Annotated in this window: 20 protein-coding genes and 1 tRNA gene; 16 read left to right on the forward strand and 5 right to left on the reverse strand. The window is 61.4% G+C overall.

The window, feature by feature from the left end; translation table 11 throughout:
* Positions 1-80 precede the first annotated feature (80 nt).
* Positions 81-1,511 carry an aldehyde dehydrogenase family protein gene (locus C1X29_RS21800; protein WP_102718345.1) on the forward strand — a complete coding sequence of 477 codons (1,431 nt, stop codon included), beginning with the start codon at positions 81-83 and terminating at the stop codon, positions 1,509-1,511.
* 265 nt (positions 1,512-1,776) lie between these two features.
* Here C1X29_RS21800 and C1X29_RS21805 read toward each other — a convergent pair.
* Positions 1,777-1,864, reverse strand: a tRNA-Ser gene (locus C1X29_RS21805).
* A 122-nt stretch (positions 1,865-1,986) separates the two neighbouring features.
* Here C1X29_RS21805 and C1X29_RS21810 point away from each other — a divergent pair.
* The gene (locus tag C1X29_RS21810) at positions 1,987-2,658 is read left to right on the forward strand and encodes a Bax inhibitor-1/YccA family protein (RefSeq protein WP_007955123.1); all 672 of its coding nucleotides are present in this window, start codon (positions 1,987-1,989) and stop codon (positions 2,656-2,658) included.
* A gap of 72 nt (positions 2,659-2,730) precedes the next feature.
* On the opposite strand, the gene C1X29_RS21815 is transcribed toward C1X29_RS21810, so the two are convergent.
* Positions 2,731-3,057, reverse strand: coding sequence for a YceK/YidQ family lipoprotein (locus C1X29_RS21815; protein WP_102687648.1), 327 nt, complete (start codon positions 3,055-3,057; stop codon positions 2,731-2,733).
* Between the two features lie 40 nt (positions 3,058-3,097).
* Entirely contained in the window at positions 3,098-3,535 is a 438-nt protein-coding gene (locus C1X29_RS21820; RefSeq protein WP_007955121.1) for an Lrp/AsnC family transcriptional regulator, read from the reverse strand.
* Positions 3,536-3,673: 138 nt separating this feature from the next.
* On the opposite strand from C1X29_RS21820, the gene C1X29_RS21825 reads away from it, so the two are divergent.
* Entirely contained in the window at positions 3,674-4,567 is an 894-nt protein-coding gene (locus tag C1X29_RS21825; RefSeq protein ID WP_102718346.1) for a DMT family transporter, read from the forward strand.
* A 3-nt stretch (positions 4,568-4,570) separates the two neighbouring features.
* Here the strand turns inward: C1X29_RS21825 and C1X29_RS21830 are convergent, their stop codons facing one another.
* Both C1X29_RS21830 and C1X29_RS21835 read right to left on the reverse strand, forming a co-directional pair.
* Positions 4,571-5,611 carry an FUSC family protein gene (locus C1X29_RS21830; protein ID WP_173892785.1) on the reverse strand — a complete coding sequence of 347 codons (1,041 nt, stop codon included), beginning with the start codon at positions 5,609-5,611 and terminating at the stop codon, positions 4,571-4,573.
* A gap of 46 nt (positions 5,612-5,657) precedes the next feature.
* Complete coding sequence (locus C1X29_RS21835; RefSeq protein ID WP_074690886.1) at positions 5,658-7,283, reverse strand: NADP-dependent glyceraldehyde-3-phosphate dehydrogenase; 1,626 nt, start codon at positions 7,281-7,283, stop codon at positions 5,658-5,660.
* A gap of 352 nt (positions 7,284-7,635) precedes the next feature.
* On the opposite strand from C1X29_RS21835, the gene C1X29_RS21840 reads away from it, so the two are divergent.
* From C1X29_RS21840 to C1X29_RS21900, 13 genes are all read left to right on the forward strand, one after another.
* Positions 7,636-7,989, forward strand: coding sequence for a cytochrome c5 family protein (locus C1X29_RS21840; RefSeq protein WP_102718347.1), 354 nt, complete (start codon positions 7,636-7,638; stop codon positions 7,987-7,989).
* A 76-nt stretch (positions 7,990-8,065) separates the two neighbouring features.
* The gene (locus C1X29_RS21845) at positions 8,066-9,394 is read left to right on the forward strand and encodes a D-arabinono-1,4-lactone oxidase (protein ID WP_173940208.1); all 1,329 of its coding nucleotides are present in this window, start codon (positions 8,066-8,068) and stop codon (positions 9,392-9,394) included.
* Positions 9,394-10,677, forward strand: a complete 1,284-nt coding sequence (locus tag C1X29_RS21850) for a DSD1 family PLP-dependent enzyme (RefSeq protein WP_102718349.1) — start codon at positions 9,394-9,396, stop codon at positions 10,675-10,677. Before C1X29_RS21845 ends, C1X29_RS21850 begins: the two co-directional genes overlap by 1 nt.
* A gap of 281 nt (positions 10,678-10,958) precedes the next feature.
* Positions 10,959-11,585: a transposase gene (locus tag C1X29_RS21855; RefSeq protein ID WP_085747274.1), complete on the forward strand. Its 627-nt coding sequence runs from the start codon at positions 10,959-10,961 to the stop codon at positions 11,583-11,585.
* Between the two features lie 55 nt (positions 11,586-11,640).
* Positions 11,641-13,236 (forward strand): ShlB/FhaC/HecB family hemolysin secretion/activation protein, encoded by a 1,596-nt coding sequence (locus C1X29_RS21860; RefSeq protein WP_102718350.1) that lies wholly within the window; start codon positions 11,641-11,643, stop codon positions 13,234-13,236.
* 14 nt (positions 13,237-13,250) lie between these two features.
* On the forward strand, positions 13,251-15,050 hold the full coding sequence (locus C1X29_RS21865; protein ID WP_102687640.1) for a DUF2341 domain-containing protein: 1,800 nt from the start codon (positions 13,251-13,253) through the stop codon (positions 15,048-15,050).
* An 11-nt stretch (positions 15,051-15,061) separates the two neighbouring features.
* Positions 15,062-15,487 carry a biopolymer transporter ExbD gene (locus tag C1X29_RS21870; RefSeq protein ID WP_007955109.1) on the forward strand — a complete coding sequence of 142 codons (426 nt, stop codon included), beginning with the start codon at positions 15,062-15,064 and terminating at the stop codon, positions 15,485-15,487.
* A 3-nt stretch (positions 15,488-15,490) separates the two neighbouring features.
* Entirely contained in the window at positions 15,491-16,195 is a 705-nt protein-coding gene (locus tag C1X29_RS21875; protein ID WP_102718351.1) for an energy transducer TonB, read from the forward strand.
* Between the two features lie 39 nt (positions 16,196-16,234).
* Complete coding sequence (locus C1X29_RS21880; RefSeq protein ID WP_102718352.1) at positions 16,235-17,932, forward strand: putative porin; 1,698 nt, start codon at positions 16,235-16,237, stop codon at positions 17,930-17,932.
* Between the two features lie 17 nt (positions 17,933-17,949).
* A complete protein-coding gene (locus C1X29_RS21885) occupies positions 17,950-18,579 on the forward strand; it encodes a DNA repair protein (RefSeq protein ID WP_085747269.1) in 630 nt (209 codons plus the stop codon).
* A 29-nt stretch (positions 18,580-18,608) separates the two neighbouring features.
* Positions 18,609-19,076, forward strand: coding sequence for a YbjN domain-containing protein (locus C1X29_RS21890; protein WP_102718353.1), 468 nt, complete (start codon positions 18,609-18,611; stop codon positions 19,074-19,076).
* Positions 19,073-20,020, forward strand: coding sequence for a peptidylprolyl isomerase (locus C1X29_RS21895; RefSeq protein ID WP_102718354.1), 948 nt, complete (start codon positions 19,073-19,075; stop codon positions 20,018-20,020). The genes C1X29_RS21890 and C1X29_RS21895 overlap by 4 nt, the downstream gene beginning before the upstream one ends.
* Before the next feature lie 39 nt (positions 20,021-20,059).
* Complete coding sequence (locus C1X29_RS21900) at positions 20,060-21,037, forward strand: LysR family transcriptional regulator (protein ID WP_102718355.1); 978 nt, start codon at positions 20,060-20,062, stop codon at positions 21,035-21,037.
* The last annotated feature ends 106 nt before the right edge of the window (positions 21,038-21,143 follow it).

The following is a 21,143-nucleotide window of genomic DNA, read 5'->3' on the forward strand; positions in this document are numbered from 1 at the left end:
CTTATCGGAATAATGAACCCTTCTTAGACTTCATCACAGAGGCTCGATTCAGGCGAGTCGTTTTTGAGCGAGGAGTCGCCATGCAACTCATTGAACATATCTACATCGACGGCGAGTTCGTCATTCCGCACGGTCAGGAATGGTTCGACCTTCATAACCCGAGCACCGAGGAAGTCATCGGTCAGGTTCGGCTGGGCGATGCATTGGACGCACAGCGTGCGATCGCAGCCGCCAAGGTTGCGTTCCCGGCGTGGGCTCGTACTAGCCGGGGGGAGCGCATTGCGGCACTGCAACGCATGCACCGGGCCATGGCGGCAAGGGAGGAGGAACTGTTGGAAGCCATCCTCGTGGAATACGGCGCGCCTGCGGTTCGCGGGCGCTGGATGGCGACTTATCCGGCCGATGTGATTGCGCAAGCAATCGATGCACTGGAGGCGTTCGATTTCGAGGAACAGGTCGGCGTGGCCAGGGTCATTCTGACGCCCGTGGGCGTGACCGGTCTGATCACGCCCTGGAACAGCAATGCGGGCTTCATCTGCAACAAGCTGGCCACTGCGCTGGCGACAGGCTGCACCGCTGTCATCAAGCCCAGCGAGATGAGCGCGTTGCAGACGCAGGTCGTGGTCAGAGCGTTGCACGATGCGGGGCTGCCACCGGGTGTATTCAATGTCGTCAACGGACGGGGCGATGTGGTTGGCGAGGAGATCGCCCGTCATCCCGACGTTGCCAAGATCTCGTTCACGGGTTCGTCCGCTGTCGGTCAGCATCTGGTAAGAACCGGTGCCGACACCATGAAGCGCGTGACGCTGGAATTGGGCGGCAAGTCCCCCACCGTGGTGCTTGACGATGCTGATTTCCAAGCGGTCATGCCGTTGGTGCTGCAAGCCGGATTTCTCAACAGCGGCCAGGCTTGCATCGCGGGCACTCGCATCCTCGTGCCGCACAGCCGGCTGGCAGAGTTCGAGCGGATTGCGAAGGAGGGTGTCTCACAGATTCAATCGGGCGATCCACGCAGCGCCGACACCGACATCGGTCCGATGGTGAGCCAGAAACAATGGGAGCGGGTGCAGCGCTACATCCGTACCGGCCACGAAGAAGGCGCGAGGTTGCTGGCGGGTGGCGAAGGTCGCCCGGAAGGCTTGCATGCCGGATGGTTCGTGAAGCCCACGATCTTCACTGATGCCACCAACCGGATGCGCATCGCGCGTGAGGAAATTTTCGGCCCCGTGCTGACGATCATCCCCTACGAGGATGATGCCGATGCGATCAGCATTGCCAACGATACGGACTATGGTCTGAGCGCCCTGGTGCTGGGAAAAAGCTCCGAACGTTGTATGAACGTCGCCCGTCAGATCGATTCGGGACGCGTGTTCATCAACACCCTGGCCCACGAACCGCGTGCCCCCTTCGGTGGATTCAAGCATTCAGGCCTTGGGCGCGAAATGGGCAGGTGGGGGATGAGCGCGTATTTGGAGCCAAAGACGTTGATCAGCTATGACCCATTGAAATGACTGGGTCAGGTTCCTGTCTGGGAGCACTGGATGAGGAATGGCAGTTAGCGTCCGCTTTTGGCCGAAAGCAGCCTACTGCTCCACTCAAAATTCGTCTGTCGCATTAAATTTGGCAATTGAAATTGACGGGAGGAGGGCGGTCTGAAAAGTAGGGTTGCGGAAATGGCCGAAAAGATGCGGAAACGATCTATAAAGAGAGGAGCAAAATTCCTGAAAGCCAGAAACGACAAAGCCCTGAATAATCAGGGCTTTGTCGTATCAAATATGGCGGAGGCGATGGGATTCGAACTCATGGACCTGTTACAGTCGACGGTTTTCAAGACCGTTGCCTTAAACCACTCGGCCACACCTCCGTTGCGTTGCGGGCGCCATAATACCTGAATGAAACACACTGTCAAACTCTGTGCATGGCTTGTTACAGAGCGTCTGTTATGATCTTTGCGACTGAACGTTTCAAACCAACAGGAGTGTCGCCATGCGCGAACAGGATTACGCAGTTCACAACAGCGTGCAGGCTGAGCAGCTAGAGGTTAGCCGCGTCCTGCGCAACACTTACGGTCTACTGGCGCTCACCCTCGCATTCAGCGGTGTGATGGCGTTCGTGGCCCAGCAGATGCGGGTCGGCTACCCGAATATTTTCGTGGTGCTGATCGGTTTCTACGGACTGTTCTTCCTCACCAACAAGCTTCGTGATTCCGCCTGGGGCCTGGTGTCGGCGTTTGCCCTGACCGGTTTCATGGGTTTCCTGCTCGGCCCGATCCTCAACCGTTACCTGGGCATGCAGGGCGGCGCTGAAGTGGTCAGCTCCGCGTTCGCGATGACCGCACTGGTGTTCGGTGGTCTGTCGGCTTACGTGCTGATCACCCGCAAGGACATGAGCTTCCTCGGTGGCTTCATCACCGCCGGTTTCTTCGTCCTGCTGGGCGCGACGCTGGCGAGCATGTTCTTCCAGATCAGCGGCCTGCAACTGGCTATCAGCGCAGGTTTCGTGCTGTTCTCCTCGGTTTGCATCCTGTTCCAGACCAGCGCCATCATCCACGGCGGCGAGCGCAACTACATCATGGCGACCATCAGCCTGTATGTATCGATCTACAACCTGTTCGTCAGCCTGTTGCAGATCTTCGGCATCATGAGCCGCGACGACTGATCGCTGCACTGCAATAAACAGAAAACCCGCGAAAGCGGGTTTTTTGTTGCCTGCGAAAAAGAGAGCAGGCGATCAATTGATCACGATGCTGCCATCGGCCTGTTGCTTGTAGATCGTGTAGGGCAGCAGCAACGTATCGAGCACTCCCGACACGGCCGCGTCCACCAGCAGACCCGGCGTCGCGTTCTTGTAGTTGAACGCATCGACGTCATCCGGCTTTTCGGCGTGCAGCATGCAGAAGTCGTACGTCACGCCGCTGTAGATGCGCGGTACAGCGCCGCAGTAGGATTTGTTCGCTTTCAACTGCTCCGTGGAATGCTTGTCACTGAACGCTACGGTCTGCACCGTCCCGCACCCAGCCAGCATCAACGCTGCCAGCATCGTTGCCTGAATTTTCATGCCGCCAATCCTTCGCCGGAAAAAACTCAATCTACGCCGCTCACGCCATCGGCGGCAATCGACGTTTTACCGGGGTCTTCTTGACGATCGCTGTATTGGTTTCTGCCAACGTATTCAACCGGTCGAGCAAGGTGTCCAGCTGTTCCATCGAGCGCACATGCAGGCGGGCGATAAAGCAGTCCTCGCCGGTGACCTTGTCGCACTCGGTGAACTCGGGAATCGACATAATCTGCCGCTCGACTTCCTGCAATTGCCCCGGCAATGGCCGCACCCGGACAATCGCCTGCAACTGATAACCGAAGCACTTCGGGTCAATCTCCACGGTGTAGCCCTTGAGCACACCGCGTTCTTCCAGGCGGCGCAAACGCTCGGCCACGCTCGGCGAAGACAACCCGCTGATCTGCGCCAGCGCCTTGAGCGAGCGCCGTGAGTCCTCCATCAAGGCCCCGATCAGGATCTGGTCGATATCGTCGGTCATACAAAAACTCCCGCATTAGGCGAATGATGCAAACCACCCTCGATAAAAAAGGTAGAAATCGAGTTTAGCCTGCTTTTTGCGCTGGAGAAGCCCCGGTCACGCTTGGCATACTTTTGCCACACATTAAGGAGATTGATGATGGACAAAACAATCCGTCGCGGCTCATTTGAAATGACCGCCGCCATGCTGATATCCGGGACGATTGGCTGGTTCGTGCTGGTGTCCGGGCAACCGGTGCTGGACGTGGTGTTCTGGCGCTGCGTGTTCGGCGCCGGGACTTTGCTGCTGATCTGCGCCGCCTTCGGCTTTCTGCGCCCCGGCATTCTGACCCGCACCACCTTCCTGCTGGCGGTGCTCAGCGGGGTGGCAATCGTCGGCAACTGGGTGCTGCTGTTCGCCTCCTATTCACGGGCTTCGATTGCAATCGGCACGGCGGTGTACAACGTGCAGCCGTTCATGTTGGTGGGGTTGGCAGCGCTATTTCTAGGCGAGAAGATCACCCTGCAGAAGCTGTTCTGGCTGGCGATTTCTTTCATGGGGATGCTGGCCATCGTCAGTGCCCACGGCGGGCAGGGCGAGGGCGGCAGTGACTACTTGATGGGGATCGCGCTGGCGCTGGGGGCGGCGTTTCTGTACGCCATAGCTGCGTTGATCATCAAGCGCCTGACCGGCACGCCGCCGCATCTGATTGCGCTGATCCAGGTCTGCACCGGCGTGCTGTTGCTCGCGCCATTCGCGCATTTTTCAGCAATGCCCGAGGCGCCAAGTGCCTGGGCCAGTCTGGTGACGCTGGGCATCGTCCACACCGGTCTGATGTACGTGCTGCTTTACGGTGCGATCCAGAAACTGCCGACTGCATTGACCGGCGCTCTGTCGTTTATCTACCCGATTGCGGCGATTTTCGTCGACTGGTTTGCCTTCGGTCATCAACTGCAAACCCTGCAATGGATCGGCGTGGCAGCGATCCTGTTGGCCGCTGCCGGCATGCAACAGGGTTGGGGATTGAAGGCGCGGCGCCTGGCCGCGCAGTAAATCTCAGATGTTCCAGCGCGGCGCAGTTTTCGCCAGGCGCTGGCGCATTTCGCCGATGTTGGCCGCCAGTTGCCGGGTCAGCAAACGGTAGCCGTCCAGCGGGCTGTAGACCGGCGTGTCGAGGCTGGCGTCCGGCAATTCCACCGGGCGTCCCAATCGACCGGACGCACCGGTTTTCAACGCTCGGGCCATGCCGATCAATTGCACGCGAATGTGCCGGTGTTCGGCCTTGAGCGCCGCTTGCAGGTGCGTCATGGCGTCGGGGTCGTTGGCGTCCGGGCGGATGTTGCCGAGGATTTCCAGGGTGCTGATGCACATGCGCAGGTTGCGCTGGATCGCGTCCAGTTCGGTCATCGAGACTTTGACTTCCTTGGACACCGACGGCATCAGCGAGCGCAGTTGCACCATCACCGCGTTCAGCCGGTTCATCAACTTCAAGTGTTCGTCGGCGGTCACCGGTTGGCCACCGATAATCCGTCCGTACACCGTCGCGCAATCGCGCAGCGCGTCGGCCAGGTTGTAGCGCCACGAGTACACCGCGTACAGCGGCAGTGCGAAGGAAAAGGCCAGGGCCAGGGCGATGCCGATCAGGATATCGACCCCGCGCCATAGCCCGTCGGTGATCGGGTTGTCGCCATGCCCGGCGACGATGAACACGGTGATGGCCGAGAGCAGGGCGGTGTAGCCGCCCTTGCCGATGGCATGATACGAGAAGAATCCGCAGACCACTGCCATCGCAAAATAGGTCAGCCACGGCATGCCCAGCCACGCCTGTTGCGCCACGATCAACAAACCGACGCCGGCGCCGATCAAGGTGCCGGTGGCGCGTTCGGCGGCTTTCTTGCCGATGTTGCCGTGATGCTGCAAACCGCCGATCACCACCAGCATGGTCACCGACGCCCATTCGCCGTGGGGCAGATTGATGCCGGTGGTCAGCAGGATTGTCGCCAGCAACCCCAACGCGACCCGCACCGCGTGAATCGTTCGAGCATGGCGATAACGTCGATACGGGTCGAGCAACGGCCGCAGGATCCGCCGCAACAGCGGCGGCCAACGGTGGGGGCTGAAAGTGCTCAGCGCTGATTCCTCCTCAGAAGATGTAGTCGGTGGCGATGAAGTTCGAATCGCGGCCGCGAATGATTTCGCTGATCAGATCCTTGTTGGGTTCCTGGAACTTGGTCGCTACCAGCGTGCGGATCGAAAACACCCGCAGTGCATCGTGTACCGACAGCGTGCCCTCGGCGGAGTTCTTGCGCCCGTTGAACGGGTAAGTGTCCGGGCCGCGCTGGCACTGGGCGTTGAGGTTGATCCGCCCGACCTGGTTGGCGAAGGTGTCGACCAGTCGGCCGACTGCCACCGGATTGGTGCCGAAGATGCTCAGTTGCTGGCCGAAGTCCGATTCCAGCACGTAATCGATCACGGTATCGAGGTGACGGTACGGCACGATCGGCACCACCGGCCCGAACTGCTCTTCCTGATAAACGCGCATCTGCGGCGTCACCGGGTACAGCACCGCCGGATAGAAGAACGATTCCCGCGACTCGCCACCATTCGGGTTGACCACTTGGGCGCCTTTGCTCTGCGCGTCAGCCACCAGCCCATGCAGATAATCGACCTTGCCCGACTCCGGCAGCGGCGTCAGCGAAACCCCGCTGTCCCACGGCATGCCCGGTTTGAGGCTGGCCAGTTTGGCGTTGAATTTCTCGATGAAGCTGTCCACCACATCTTCATGCACGAACAGAATCTTCAACGCAGTGCAGCGCTGGCCGTTGAACGACAGGGAGCCGGTGACCGCTTCGCTGACCGCGTTATCCAGATCGACTTCCGGCAGGACGATGCCGGGGTTCTTCGCATCCAGCCCCAGCGCGGCGCGCAAGCGGTGTGGTTTCGGGTGCAGCTTCTTCAGGTCGCTGGCGGCCTTGTTGGTGCCGATGAAGGCGAAAATGTCGATCTTGCCGCTGGCCATCAGCGCGCTGACGGTCTCGCGGCCGCTGCCGTAGATCACGTTGATCACGCCGGTCGGGAAGCTGTCGCGGAAAGCTTCAAGCAAAGGACGGATCAGCAGCACGCCGAGCTTGGCTGGCTTGAACACCACGGTGTTGCCCATGATCAGCGCCGGAATCAGCGTGGTGAACGTCTCGTTCAGCGGATAGTTGTAAGGGCCCATGCACAGCGCCACGCCGAGCGGGACGCGGCGGATCTGGCCGAGGGTGTCCTGTTCCAGCTCGAAACGGCTGGAGCGGCGGTCGAGTTCTTTCAGCGCATTGATGGTGTCGACGATGTAGTCGCAGGTGCGGTCGAACTCTTTTTCTGAGTCCTTGAGGTTCTTGCCGATTTCCCACATCAGTAGCTTCACCACGGCGTCGCGCTGCTGGCGCATGCGCCCGAGGAAGGCCTCGACGTGCTGGATGCGTTCGGCCACGCGCATGGTCGGCCACAGGCCCTGGCCCCGGTCGTAGGCGCGGACGGCGGCGTCGAGGGCGGTGAGGGCGGTGTCGGCGTCCAGCAGCGGTGTGCTGCCGAGGATCACTTGTTCGTCGCCATTATCGCCGTGCAGATAGACCGGGCTGCGTACGGTGGCGAGCGGGCCGTCCCAGCGGCGCAACTCGCCATCGACCAGGTATTCGCGTTGCTCGACCTGACCGTCGAGGCGGTATTTTTCCGGGATGTCGCTGACAGAAGGGAACAGGTTGCCAAGGATGTTTGCTGTGGTCATGTCGCTACCCCGTGTTGATGTCCGCATGCAGATCAAAAAGTCTCAACAGGTTATACGCCTGAATGCGCGGAAATTTAAACCCGCAAATGTCACGCGAATGTCACGCGAAACCGCACAGCAGAGCGGGCATCCACCATGATCGTTCCCACGCTCTGCGTGGAAATGCCTCAAGGGACGCTCCGCGTTCCAAGCGGACGCAGAGCGTCCAGGGCTGCATTCCCACGCGGAGCGTGGGAACGATCGTCTTCAGGTAATGGGCTGGCCCCGTTTGCCCCCCTCAATGTCCCGCAATGCCCTCAACCCGCCGACCCGCCTGCCTTAAGGTGTGACCACAACAATAAGCGAGGCCGTTATGCGGGCAATCCGACTCACATTATTACTGGCGTTGGCCATGACGCTGCCTGGCTGCGGCGAAGACCCCAAACCCCCGGCCAGCACCAACAACACCATTCCCAAAGACCCGGCGCTGGCGCAGATCTACGCCAACAGCTGCCAGCTCTGCCACGCCAACCCCGCCGCCAATGCGCCGCTGACCGGTGACCGCAAGGCCTGGGAACCGCGCATCCAGCAGGGCGCCGACTCGCTGCTCGACCACGCCATCAACGGCTACAACGGCATGCCACCGATGGGTCAGTGCGTCGAGTGCTCGGAAGAACAATTTCTTCAGTTGATCGGCTTCATGGCCGATCAGCCGCTCCCTCAATAAGGATCCTGGCATGCCGATAGATCTGACACGCCGGCAGTTGTTGCAACGGGCAAGCATCGTCGGCGCGTTCAGCGCGCTGGCCTGCAATCCGGCGCTGGGCCAGTTGATGCGCGCGCCGCGACTGATTCCCTGGCGCAACTGGTCGGGCGGGCAGAGTTGCCTTCCGGCGGCGCGGGTGGCGCCGAAGAATCTGGACGAATTGACGGCGGTGATTCAGCAGGCACCGGGCAAGATTCGCCCGGTCGGCTCGGCGCATTCCTTCAGCGCGCTGGTGCCCACCGACGGCACGTTACTGTCGCTGAGCTACTTCAACGGCCTGCTCGACCACGACCCGAAAACCCTGCAAGCCGAATTCGCCGCCGGCACGCCGATGTCGCGCATGGGCACGCCGCTCAAGGACATCGGCCAGGCCCTGCAAAACATGGCCGACATCGATTACCAGACCCTCGCCGGGGCCATTTCCACCTCGACCCACGGCACCGGCAAAACCTTCCAGTCCTATTCCGCACACGTCTGCGGAATGCAACTGGTGACTGCCAGTGGCGAGGTGCTGAACTGCGACAGCCAGCGTCATCCCGAAGTGTTCAACGCCGCCCGGGTGTCCCTCGGCGCGCTGGGTGTGGCCACCAAAATCCGCCTGCAAAACCGCCCGGCCTATCGCCTGCGGGAAACCCAGTGGATCGCCAAAACCGAAGAACTGCTCGAAGACCTGGATAAGAACACGAGCGAAAACCAGCACTGGGAAATGCTCGTCGTCACCCATTCCGACTACGCCTTGTCGATTGCCCTTAACGAAACCACCGACCCGCCTACGCCACCGATTCCGCCCGAAGAGGAGGGCGGCAACGAATTTGTGACCCTGATCGAGAAGATCGACAAGTACGGCAGCGATTTCCCGAACCTGCGCAGTTCGCTGCTCAACAGTCTGCGGCATCTGGCGAGTTTCGATGACCGGGTTGGCGACTCGTTCGACATCTACGCCAACGTGCGCACCGTGCGTTTCAACGAGATGGAATATTCGGTGCCCGCCGAACACGGCCCCGCCTGCCTGCGCGAGATTCTCAAGCTGATCCGCGACAAGGACCTGCGCACCTGGTTTCCCATCGAGTACCGTTACGTCAAGGCCGACGACATTCCGCTGAGCATGTTCGAAGGCCGCGACAGCTGCTCGATCTCGGTCCACCAGCATTACCAGATGGACCATCACAACTTCTTCGCCGCCGTCGAGCCGATCTTCTGGAAGTACAACGGCCGCCCGCACTGGGGCAAGTTGCACACGCTCAATGCCCGCACGTTGCAAACGCTCTATCCGCGCTGGCAGGAATTCATTCGGGTACGCGAAGCGCTGGACCCGAGCGGCAAGTTTCTCAACGGGCATCTGTCGTCGATTCTGGGGGTGAGCTGATGGCGGTCAATCGACGTAATTTCGTGCTCGGGACTTTGGGTGTTGGCGCTTTGCTGGTGGGCGTGGGTGCGTTGTTAAGGCCGGGGGATCGCGGCGGGCCTTACAGTGACTATTTCCGGGCGCTGAACAACGAGCTCAAGACCAAAGGCCCGATGCGCCCGGTGTTGCTGATCGATCTGGATCGACTCGACCACAACATCGACGTAGTGATGCGCTCGGTCAAACGCGCGGGCAAGCAGTTGCGGCTGGTGGAGAAGTCATTGCCATCGCCGGGCCTGCTCAGCTACATCGGCCAAAGGGCCGGGACGCAGCGGCTGATGTCGTTTCATCAGCCGTTTCTCAATCACGATGCGGTGACGTTTCCGCAGTCGGACATTCTGCTCGGCAAGCCATTGCCAGTGCGCTCGGCCGAGATTTTCTACCAGACCCACAAAGGCCCGTTCGACCCGACGAAGCAACTGCAATGGCTGATCGACAACCTCGAGCGCTTGCAGCAATACCTCGCACTGGCCCAGGGCTTGGGCACGCGGATGCGGATCAACATCGAGCTGGACGTTGGCCTGCACCGCGGCGGCGTCAGTGACGTGAACGTGCTCGGGCAGATGCTCGCGCTGATCGCCGCCAACCCGCAGCACCTGGAGTTCGCCGGCTTCATGGGTTACGACCCGTTCGTGGGCATGGGCGTGCCGGGGATTCTCGGTTCGCCCGAGGAACTGTTCGCCAAGGTGATGGTGATTTATCAGCGCTGCGTCGATTTCACCCGACAGCAATACCCGGCGCTGTGGCATGACGGCTTGTGCCTGAATACGGCCGGCAGCCCGAGTTATCGCATGCATGAAAACGAAAGCCTGAGCAGTGAAGTGTCGGTGGGGACAGCGATGCTCAAGCCGACGCATTACGACCTGCCGTCGCTGGTCGAGCACGAGCCTGCCACGTACATCGCAACGCCGGTGTTGAAAAGCACCGGTGCGGTGAACATCCCGGCGCTGGATGACAAATCGAAGCTGTTTTCGTGGTGGGACACCAACCAGCGGCAGACCTTTTTCATCTACGGCGGTAACTGGATGGCCGAATTCGAATCACCGCCCGGATTGCAGAGCAATGGCGTTTACGGCCGTAGCTCGAATCAGGAGATGGTCAATGGTTCGAATGCCGTAGGTTTGACGGTAGAGGATCAAGTGTTCTTGCGCCCGACCCAGACCGAGGCGGTGTTGCTGCAGTTTGGTGATTTGCTGGCGGTGCGTGGCGGCAAGATCGTCGACATTTGGCCCGTCTACACCTGACGGAATGTTTTTCTGAAAACACCCCATAACCCTGTGGGAGCTGGCTTGCCAGCGATGACGGTGTGTCAGCCAAGTAAATGTTGCTGACCTGACCCCATCGCTGGCAAGCCAGCTCCCACAGTATTTGTGCTGTCTGCAATTCCCCGATCAATTTCTGTAATGAAGCTTTTATGACAAAAGTTCGGTAGCACATCGCCAGTCCGGTCATGCCTATGTAACGCGCTTGAGGGGCCCTGAGGGGCGCTTTTCACAAGCCGAGGCGGGACGCCGGGAGTGAGGCAATGGGGACTATGGAACGCTACTCGAAAGTGGGCATGCAGGAACTCGATCAACGCCTGTCGAAGATCGTCGAAGCCGCGCGCAAGAAGCCGGTTTCGGTGTATCGCTACGGCGCGCCGTGGGTCTGGATTGTGTCGCAGGATGACTGGCAGGGCGCCTTGAAAGAGGTCTCCAGCTACATTCCGCCGGGGCATTCGCTGGTGCTGCTGCGCCCGCAGATCGATGACTTGCTCGATGCCCACCGCGATCTCCTGCACGACCTCAATGCCCGGCCCGGCATGCTGATCGCCCCGCAGACGGTCATGCACATCCTGCTGCTGCAACTGCTGTATTCGGTGCCCAGCGAGCAGCAACTCTACGAACAGCTCAATTACAACCTGCTGTTCCGCTGGTTCGTTGGCCTGGGCCTGAACCAGAAAGTCTGGAGCTTCAACGTCCTCAGTCGCGACATCGCCACGCTGCTCAACGAGCCGCGTGCGGTGCAGCTCATCCAGAAAATCATCGGTGAAGTGTTCTGCGGCGCGCTGCTGCAAATGCCCGAGTTCTCGCTGAACTTCGCGCTGCTGCACACCTGGCTGGGCAAGCACACCGGGGCCAGCACTTCAGCAATCAAGAACGCCAGTAACTGACGCACACGCAAGGCGCATGAGCGCCAACAGGTCATCGCGAATTTCAGGGGGTAGTGTGGATCAGATTTTCACGTCACGGCTGGCGCTGTGGGGCTGGCTGCTGGTGACGGCCGGCGCGCAGCCGGCGTTCGCCGATGAGGCCGAGAACGCAGCGGCGCAGCGTCTGGTGGACGTCAACGAATACTTCGTGCGCGGCAACACCGTGCTCGATGCGCGGGCAATCGAAGAAGCGGTGTACCCGTTCCTCGGCCCGCAAAAAGCCTTGAGCGACATCGAAGGCGCGCGGGATGCCCTGCAGAAGGCCTATCAGGAACGCGGCTATCAATCGGTGTTCGTCGAACTGCCGGAGCAAGCCGTGGCCGACGGCATCGTCTACCTGCAAGTCAGCGAAACCAAGGTCGGCCGGGTCCGCGTGGTCGGCGCCAAACACTATTCGCCGCTGGATATCCGCGACAACGTCCCGGCGCTGAAAGAAGGCGAGGTGCCGGACTTCGCCAAGGTCCAGGGCGAACTGGCGCAACTCAACAAGACCCCGGGCCGGCAGGTGATGCCGCTCGTGCGCGAAGGCCAGCGCCCCGGCACCATGGACGTGGACCTGCAGGTCGAAGACCAGAACCCGTGGACCGCCAGCGTGGGGCTGAACAACGACTACAGCGCCGACACCGAAAAGCTGCGAACCGTCACCAGCCTCGGCTACAACAACCTCTGGCAGTTGGGGCACAGCGTCAACCTGACGTTCTTCACCGCACCCCAGGAAACCGACAACGCCAAGGTCTGGTCGGGCTCCTACACCGCGCTGCTGACCGAGCGCTGGAGTGTGCAGTTCTCCGGTTACCAGTCCGACAGTAACGTCGCCACCATCGGCGGCAGCAACGTGCTCGGCAAGGGCCATTCCTACGGCGTAGCGGCGATCTACACGATCCCGTCGAGCGGCAACTGGTCGAACTCGCTGTCGGCCGGCATTGATTTCAAGGACTTCGACGAACGCCTGACCCTGTCCGGCGAGAGCGACAAGGTGCCGCTGAAATACGCGCCGTTCACCTTTGCCTACAACGGCTACCGCTACAGCGAAAAGAGCCAGCTCGGCCTCGGCCTGAGCCTGGTCGCGGCCACTCGCAGCATCTTCGGCTACGGCAGTTCCGACGAAGACTTCGACTACAAACGCTACCGCGCCAACCCGAGTTTCGCCGTGCTCAAGGGCGATACCAACTTTACCTGGACCTTCGACAGCGACTGGCAGAGCGCGAGTAAAGCCGCGTTCCAGCTGGCGTCGGGGCCGCTGGTTTCCAACGAACAATTCTCCGCCGGTGGCGCCACTTCGGTACGCGGTTATCTGGCTGCCGAACGCACCGCCGATGACGGCTTCCTGTTGAGCGAAGAGCTGCGCACACCGTCGCTGGCCAAATACGTCGGCGGCTGGATGCAGGACTGGCGCTTCTATGCCTTCGCCGAAGGCGCGCAACTCTACCTGCGCGACGAACTGCCGGACCAGGACGCCAATTACGCCCTGGCCAGTGTCGGCCTCGGCACCCGCGCCAGCCTGAGCAAATGGCTGTCCGGCAGCCTCGACTGGGGCTATCCGCTACTCGAAGGGCCGAACACCTCGAAACAGGAATCGCGCCTGCACTTCAACCTTCAGGCCACTTTCTAACAAGGAGCACTTCCATGCAGCGCCTTTTCCTTTCGTTGTTGATCTGCCTGGGCTTCGTGCTCCCGGCCACGGCTCAGGCCTGGTGGCAGGACGACTGGCATTACCGCAAACAGATCGCCGTCGACACCACGCCGCAAGGCGCCGCGATCAATCAGGCCCTCGGTCGTACCGCGCTGCTGGTGCGCCTGCACACCGGCAACTTCACGTTTGATGGCGTAAAAGAGGACGGCTCGGACCTGCGCTTCGTCGCCGCCGATGACAAGACCGTGCTCAACCACCAGATCGAAAGCTTCGACGCGCTGATGGGCATGGCGCTGATCTGGGTTGATGTGCCGAATGTCGAGGGCGGTCAGCGTCAGGACATCTGGATGTACTACGGCAACCAGAAGGCGCCGGCCACCGGCAATGGCCAACTGACGTTCGATCCGAATTACACCGCGCTCTATCACTTCGACGGCGCTACTGGCACCCCGGCGAAAGACACCACCGCTTACGGCAACACCGCGCAGAGCGCGACCGGCGCCGCCATCGACGGCGTAGTAGGGCGTGCCTTGCAGTTCAGCGGCCAGCCGCTGCTGTTGCCGGCCAGTCCGTCGCTGCAGCACAACGCTGGCAGCGCTTTCACCTTCAGTGCCTGGCTGCGTCTGGATCAGGCCAATGGCGAGCAACTGATCCTGGCCCGCCGCGAAGGCTCCAACAGCCTGCTGGTTGGTGTGAATCAGGGCGTGCCATTTGTGGAAATCGATGGCCAGCGCGCCGTCGCTACGCAGCCACTGAATCCGGGCCAATGGCAGCACGTCGCAGTGACCGCTGAAGGCGCGAAAGTGACGCTGTACATCAACGGTCGCGAAGGCGCGGCACTGGCTCAGGCGATGCCGGCCTTCAATTCGGTCATGGCCATCGGCGCCGATCTTCATGAAGGTCCTTTCCAGCCGTTCGTAGGCGCCATTGACGAGTTGCGGCTGTCGAAAGTCGCCCGCCCGGCGCCGCTGCTTTTGGCCGACGCCACTTCCCAGGGTGCCGAGTCGAAACTGGTCGCCTTTGGCGTCGATGAAGAACAGTCCGGCTTCGGTTTCGGCAGCCTCGGCTTCCTGCTCAACGCGGTACCGGTGGACGCCTGGGTGATCATCGCGGTGCTGGTGCTGATGATGTTCCAGTCGTGGATCATCATGCTGCGCAAGAACCGCACCCTCAGTCGCGTCACCGCCGCCAACGAAGATTTTCGCGTGCAGTTCGCCAAGGTCGGCACCCGTCTGGAAATGTTCGCCGACGACACCCAACTCGCCCAGCGTTTGCAGCACTCGCCGCTGTGGCGCCTGTATCAAGTGGCGGTGAAAGAAATCCGCACCCGCCGCGAGCAGGGCGCCGATACCTCGTCCGTTTCCGCCGCAACCATCGAAGCCATCCGCTGTTCGATGGACGGCGTGCGCACCCGTGAAAACCAGCAGCTCAGCTCGAAACTTTCGACCCTGTCCAACGCCATCGCCGGCGGCCCGTACATCGGCCTGCTCGGCACGGTGCTGGGGATCATGGTGGTGTTCCTCGGTACGGCCATGGCCGGCGACGTCAACATCAACGCCATCGCGCCGGGTATGGCGGCAGCCCTGCTGGCCACGGCCATGGGCCTGTTCGTCGCGATCCCGGCGCTGTTTGGCTACAACCGCCTGATCACCCGCAACAAGGAAGTCAGCGCCGACATGCGCGTGTTCGTCGACGAGTTCATCACTCGTCTGGCGGAGATGCATGGCGAAGGCCAGTCCAGTGAAGCGGCGCATCAGCGCGGTCATCACGCCAACCACTCCGTACCGGCCTGAGGAGCACTGACATGGCGTCCGTAAATGCCTCCCACGACGATGACGAAGATGCCGCAGTGGACAGCATCAACATCACGCCTCTGGTGGACGTGCTGATGGTGGTGCTGGTGATGTTCATCCTCACCGCCACCGCGCAGGTCTCCGGGATCCAGATCAACCTGCCCAAGGCCAGCGCCGCCGTGTCGCTGTCCGAGGCCAAGACCAAGGCGATTTCGGTCAACGACGGCGGCCAGGTGTTCCTCGACGCCTACCCGGTGACCTTGCCGGAGCTGGAAGAACGCCTGCGCATCGAAAAAGCACAGAACCCGGACTTCCCGGTGATCGTGCGCGGCGACGCCACGGTGCAGTACCAGAAGGTCATTGAAGTGCTGGACCTGCTGCGCCGGCTCGAACTGTCCCAGGTCGGTCTCGTTACCGGCAAACCGACGCAGGGCTGAGTGATGACTGCACAACTGCCAATCGAGCCTTTGCCGGTGAAGAAGTCGCCACTGCGCTACGCGAAGTGGGGCGCCGGGCTGCTGCTGGGCGCCATTGCGGCGTTTCTGTTGTGGCAGTGGGCCAACGACATGAGCGGCATCCGCCGGGAAGCGCCGAAGGTGCCGACGATCATTCCGTTGCCGCCACCGCCACCACCGCCGCCGGAAAAACCGCCGGAGCCGGAAACCCCGGTGGAAGAAAAAATCGTCGAGCCCGAGCCGACGCCCGAGCCGCAGGAAGTGAAACCCGAGGAAGAGGCGCCGCCATCGCCGGCGGACGATCTGGCCAACCCGATGCAAATCGACGGCGACGCCCAGAGCGGCAGCGACGCCTTCAACATCGGCGCGGGCAAGGGCGGCGGCATGGCCGGTTCCGGCGGTGGGCGCCTTGGCAACGGCACCTACAGCCAGTTCCTCGCGTTCACCTTCCAGAAGCTGCTGCGCGAGAACCCCGACCTGCGCAACCTGGCGTTTTCGCTGCAGGCCGATGTGTGGCTGAGCAGCGTCGGGGAGATCACCCGGGTCGAGCTGATCAAGTCCAGCGGCAACCCCGAGATCGACAGTCAGGTGTTGGCCGCATTGCGTAACGCGCCGCATCTGAGCGAGCGGCCACCGGCCTCCATCACCTTGCCTGTGCGCATGTCCCTGCAAGGGCGGCGTCCGGGTTAACCGAATTCATAAAGCTGTATGAAAAGGAGTTGTGTGCAGATGATTTCCAACGTGAATCGATTGTCCCTGGCGGTCGGCATGGTCATCGCGACCCTGGTCGGTCAGGCCGCGGCAGCGCCTGCGCCCTCGGAGAACGCCACGATCAATCTGATCCGCTTGCTGGTCGAGCAGGGCATTCTGAAACAGGACAAGGCCGACGCACTGATCGCCCAGGCCCAGAACGAAGCGGCCCAGGCCAAACAGGCTGCGGCGTCTACCGCTGTGGCCGCCGGGCCGGTCGCCGCGCCGGGCGATGTGCGGGTGCAATACGTGCCGGCGGCGGTGCGCGACCAGATCCGTGATCAGGTCAAGGCCGAGGTCATGGCCACCGCCAAGCAGGAAAACTGGGCGGCGCCCAATACATTCCCGGACTGGGCGTCGCGCATCAGCTTCGACGGCGACATCCGTCTGCGTGACGAATCGCGCTATTACTCGGGCAGCAACAGCAACGAAATCGTCGACTTCGCCAAGCTCAACAACAATGGCCCGTACGACGTGAACCCCAACAGCAGCAACGCGTTGCCGCCGTTGCTCAACACCCGCGAAGACCGCGAAAACCTGATCCGCCTGCGCGCCCGGCTGGGCATGAAAGCGGTGATCTCGCCGGAATGGACCGCCGGCATCCGCATCGGCACCGGCTCGGACAACAACCCGGTGTCGACCACCCAGAACCTCGGCGGCGGCTTCTCGAAAAAGGACATCTGGCTCGATCAGGGTTACCTGACCTGGAAGCCGTCGGATGAACTGACCCTGACCGGTGGCCGCTTCGCCAACCCGTTCATGTCCACCGACATGCTGTATTCCAACGACCTGAACTTCGACGGCGTGGCGGCGATTTTCGACCACAAGCTCAGCCGCGACTGGGGCGTGTTCGGCACCGTCGGCGCGTTCCCGGTGGATTACACCAACGACACCACCACCAGCAACGGCTTCGACAAGGAAGAAAGCGACAACAAATGGCTGTACGGTGCGCAGATCGGCGCCAAATGGGCGATCAACAGCAACAATCGCTTGAAAGGTGCGCTGGCCTACTACCGCTTCGACGACATCGAAGGCCAGCGCTCGAGCCCTTGCGAACCGTGGGCTGGCGCACCGGGCTGCGACAGCGACGGCACGCGCGCAGCGTTCATGCAGAAGGGCAACAGCGTGTTCCTGCTGCGTGACATCACGCCGAACCCGCTCAACCCGACCACCACGGCGCAACCGCAATTTGTCGGCCTGGCGTCCGAGTTCAACCTGCTCGACCTCAACGTGGTGTGGGACGCCGACCTGCCGGAAGACTTCAAACTGCGCAGCCAGGGCAACTACATCCACAACCTCGGTTACGACGAAGGCGACATGCGCAAGCGTGCGGCGGGGCAGATCGTCAACAACCTCGACAGCAACGGCAACATCGAAAGCGGCGCCAATGCGTGGATGGTCCAGTTCACTCTCGGCAATGCGCTGGAGCTGAAGAAGCAGGGCGACTGGAACCTGTTCGCCGGCTACAAGTACATCCAGCCGGACGCCTTGCCGGACGGCTTCAACGACTCGTCGTTCCACCTCGGCGGCACCAACGCCAAGGGCTACTTCCTGGGCGGCAATTACGGTCTGGCGAAGAACGTCTACGCCACCGGCCGCTGGCTGAGTTCGGAGGCGGTGTATGGCGCGCCGTTCGACATCGACGTCATGCAGCTTGAGATCAACACGCGCTTCTAAAGCGCCGGGAGAGGGTTATGAAAATCCGCTTTTTATGGCTTGGGCTCGGCATGTTGATCGCCACCGGGGCAAGCGCCGAAGGCATGGAAGAACGCCTGCGCACCCAGTTGCGCAGCACCACCCAGCAGCTGCAAACCCTGCAAAGCCAGCAGGCCCAGGCCAGCGCCGCGCAACTGGCGGCGCAGAACGAAGCCAAGGCTGCGCAGGCGCAAATCAAGCAATTGACCGCCGAACTGGCCAAGGCCAAAGGCCTCGCCGAGCAACTGGCCGGACAGCAACAAAGCCTGCACAGCCAGGCCCAGGCGCAAGTCGCGGCCAGCAACGAGCAGACCGGCAAATTCAAGAAAGCCTATGACGAGTTGTTGGTCATGGCCCGTGCCAAAGAGGCAGAACGGTCTAAGCTTCAAGCGCAATTGGCTGAACGTGACACACAAGTGCAGCAATGTTCGGTCAAGAATCAGCAGATGTACGGCGTGGCCAAGCAGATTCTCACCGCCTACGAAAACATCGATGTGGCCGAGGTGATGAAGATCCGCCAGCCCTTCGCCGGCAGCGCCCGGGTCAAGTTCGATGAACTGGCTCAGGGCTTTGGCGACGAACTGTACAAGACTCAATTCGATGCGCCGCAAGCCGCGATCGCGCACTGATTAAAAGACTCATGGACAAGGAAGAAGTAATGACTCAATTGATCTCCCACGTATCCCCACAATCCCTGACCGACGTACTGCAAGCCGCTGGTTACCGCGTCAACCAGACCGAACAGAACGGCATCGTCCAGTTGCTCAGCGCCAGCCAGGGCATCGGTTATGCCGTGCGTTTCGGCAACCCGGCGGTGGCGGAGCAGGGCAGCTACGTCGACTTCACCTTCAGCTGCGCCTTGCGCGTGCAGGGTGAATTGCCAGCCGGTGTGGCCGAGCAGTGGAACGCGACCCGCCGGTTTGCCCGGTTGTCGTTGCAGGGCGAGTTTCTGGTGATGGAAATGGACGTGGTGGTAGCGGCTGGCGTCAGCAGCGATTACCTGCGCGGCAACCTGGAATTGTGGGATCGCCTGCTTCAGGAGTTCATCGTTTACCTGCGTGATTTCACCCAAAGCGCTGCCGTTGCCCAGGCACCAAAAGTTGAGCAAGAGGAAGTCGCGCTGTGACAAAACCTGCCATGGTAATCAGCGCCGCTGCGGTGGCGCTGTTGGTGGTCGCCGTGGCGCTGGTGGTGCGGCCGGGTAATGACCCGGTCGCCGCCCAGCAACCGGCGCCGGTGATTGCGGCGAACAATGAACCGGCAGTAGCCAGATTAGGCAATCAGCAGGTTTCGCCGGAGGAATTGCAGGCGTTGCTGGCGGCTGTTCCACCGCAAACCCGCGAGCAACTGCGCGGTAATCGTGAGGCGCTCGAGCGCTGGATTCGTTCACGTCTGGCCGAAAAAGCCGTACTGGAACAGGCCGATGCCCAAGGCTGGGCGCAGCGCCCGGACGTGGTGCGGCAGACCCGCGCCGCCACCGAACAGATCGTGTTTCGCGACTATTTGCAGTCGGTGAGCCAGGTGCCGGCGGATTACCCGAGCGCTGCCGAGTTGCAGCAGGCGTATGACGCGGGCAAGGCCAATTGGCAGACGCCCGCGCTGTATCGGGTCAGCCAGATTTTCCTTGGGGTGAATGAGCCACAGAATCTTGAGGTGGTGCGCAAACAGGCGACGGAGTTGAGCAAGAAAGCCCAGTCGAGCCCGGCGGACTTTGCAGCGCTGGCCAAGGAGTTTTCTCAGGATCGCCTCACGGCCGAACGCGGGGGCGACACCGGCCTGCAACCGTTGCAGCAACTGGTGCCGGAAGTGCGTGGTGCGGTGGCGCGACTCAAGGTTGGTGCGGTTTCTGATCCCGTTCAGAGCAGCGCCGGTTTCCACGTGATCAAACTCACCGAACAACAACCGGCCCGCACCGCAACACTCGAGGAGCTGCGCGATCAACTGACCCAGGCCTTGCGGGCACAGCGTCAGGAACAGATCGCCCAGGCTTATCTGGACGGCATGCTCAACACCGCAACGCTGAGTATCGACGGGGCCGAGCTCAATAAGGTGCTGGAGAGCAAACCTTAAGCGCTGCACACCAAAACAAAGATCGACAGGGAGTCATCGATGTCATTCACCGAACCCGCAGCACGACAGAGCAGCGCCGATTTCCGCTGGCCCCGGGACAAGGACGAACCCTGGCTGGCGCAAGCCGCGACCCTCGACGGCGACGTCGCGCAGTACTTTCTGGTCAGCGCCCGTTGCGGCTGCTTCATGCAGGCGGCTCGCAGCCTCAACGTGCGCTCGACCCTGCTGCGCAAACAACTGGCGCAACTCGAACAGCAACTGCAATGCGCGTTGTTCAGCTTTCAAGGCAGCGCGCTCACCCTGACCCGCGAAGGCCAGCAATTGCAGGCGCAACTGATCGCGCTGGCCCACGAACGCAAACTCCCGGTAATCGAGCAACCCTTGATCAGGCTGGCCGTCGCCGAATCGATCCTGCACGACATCCTCGGCCGCGACCTCATCGCACTGCTGCGCCGCAACGCCAGCGTGCGCCTCGAGATCATCGCCCTCGACAGCGAACTGGCCCTGCGCGCCGTCAGCGCCGACATCGTGCTGTGGCTGGCCCACGGCGACACCCCGCACCCCGGCCCGACCTTCGCCACCAGCGAACCGCAACGCCTTGCACAACTGGAATATCAGCCGCACATCGCCAAACGTTACTCCCGCGTCACCGCACGCCCGGAAAGTCCGGATGACCTCGCCGATTTCATGCTGGTGCAATGGCAACATGACCGGCAGATCGACAGCTTTCGGCCGTGGAATGAACTGGTCGAACAGCGGTTGGCCGGGGTGGTGCAGATGCAGTCTTATGAGCTGATGCTGGAGATGATCCGGTGCAGCGCGTGCATCGGGTTGCTGCCGATGTACATGAGCCGGTTTGATCGCGGGTTGGTGGCGTTGCCGGGGTTGTTTGGCGAGGCGATGCGGTTGCAGGCTTGGTTGGCGGTGAATAGTGAGTCGGAGATGGTGGGGGAGGTGCAGGTGCTGGTTGAGTTGATCAGGCGCACTTTCAGCGAGCGGGGGGAGTGGTTTGAATAGCTGAATAGAGAAGGACGGATTATTCGCTTAAATAAATCTGAGAATCATCTGGCCGGCCTCCCCACCTCACGGAGGTGGCGCAAAATTCAAGGTGCGAACTTAGTCT

The sequence above is a fragment of the Pseudomonas sp. GW456-12-10-14-LB2 genome, assembly GCF_002884345.1.
Taxonomy (GTDB): Bacteria; Pseudomonadota; Gammaproteobacteria; order Pseudomonadales; family Pseudomonadaceae; genus Aquipseudomonas; species Aquipseudomonas paraglycinae.

Coding starts and splice junctions, on each gene's coding strand:
- C1X29_RS21900 (WP_102718355.1), top strand. CDS start 20,060: ATGTCATTCACCGAACCCGCAGCACGACAGAGCAGCGCCGATTTCCGC.
- C1X29_RS21800 (WP_102718345.1), top strand. CDS start 81: ATGCAACTCATTGAACATATCTACATCGACGGCGAGTTCGTCATTCCG.
- C1X29_RS21810 (WP_007955123.1), top strand. CDS start 1,987: ATGCGCGAACAGGATTACGCAGTTCACAACAGCGTGCAGGCTGAGCAG.
- C1X29_RS21850 (WP_102718349.1), top strand. CDS start 9,394: ATGGCGGTCAATCGACGTAATTTCGTGCTCGGGACTTTGGGTGTTGGC.
- C1X29_RS21855 (WP_085747274.1), top strand. CDS start 10,959: ATGGGGACTATGGAACGCTACTCGAAAGTGGGCATGCAGGAACTCGAT.
- C1X29_RS21840 (WP_102718347.1), top strand. CDS start 7,636: ATGCGGGCAATCCGACTCACATTATTACTGGCGTTGGCCATGACGCTG.
- C1X29_RS21820 (WP_007955121.1), bottom strand. CDS start 3,535: ATGACCGACGATATCGACCAGATCCTGATCGGGGCCTTGATGGAGGAC.
- C1X29_RS21870 (WP_007955109.1), top strand. CDS start 15,062: ATGGCGTCCGTAAATGCCTCCCACGACGATGACGAAGATGCCGCAGTG.
- C1X29_RS21885 (WP_085747269.1), top strand. CDS start 17,950: ATGAAAATCCGCTTTTTATGGCTTGGGCTCGGCATGTTGATCGCCACC.
- C1X29_RS21865 (WP_102687640.1), top strand. CDS start 13,251: ATGCAGCGCCTTTTCCTTTCGTTGTTGATCTGCCTGGGCTTCGTGCTC.
- C1X29_RS21815 (WP_102687648.1), bottom strand. CDS start 3,057: ATGAAAATTCAGGCAACGATGCTGGCAGCGTTGATGCTGGCTGGGTGC.
- C1X29_RS21825 (WP_102718346.1), top strand. CDS start 3,674: ATGGACAAAACAATCCGTCGCGGCTCATTTGAAATGACCGCCGCCATG.
- C1X29_RS21835 (WP_074690886.1), bottom strand. CDS start 7,283: ATGACCACAGCAAACATCCTTGGCAACCTGTTCCCTTCTGTCAGCGAC.
- C1X29_RS21880 (WP_102718352.1), top strand. CDS start 16,235: ATGATTTCCAACGTGAATCGATTGTCCCTGGCGGTCGGCATGGTCATC.
- C1X29_RS21890 (WP_102718353.1), top strand. CDS start 18,609: ATGACTCAATTGATCTCCCACGTATCCCCACAATCCCTGACCGACGTA.
- C1X29_RS21875 (WP_102718351.1), top strand. CDS start 15,491: ATGACTGCACAACTGCCAATCGAGCCTTTGCCGGTGAAGAAGTCGCCA.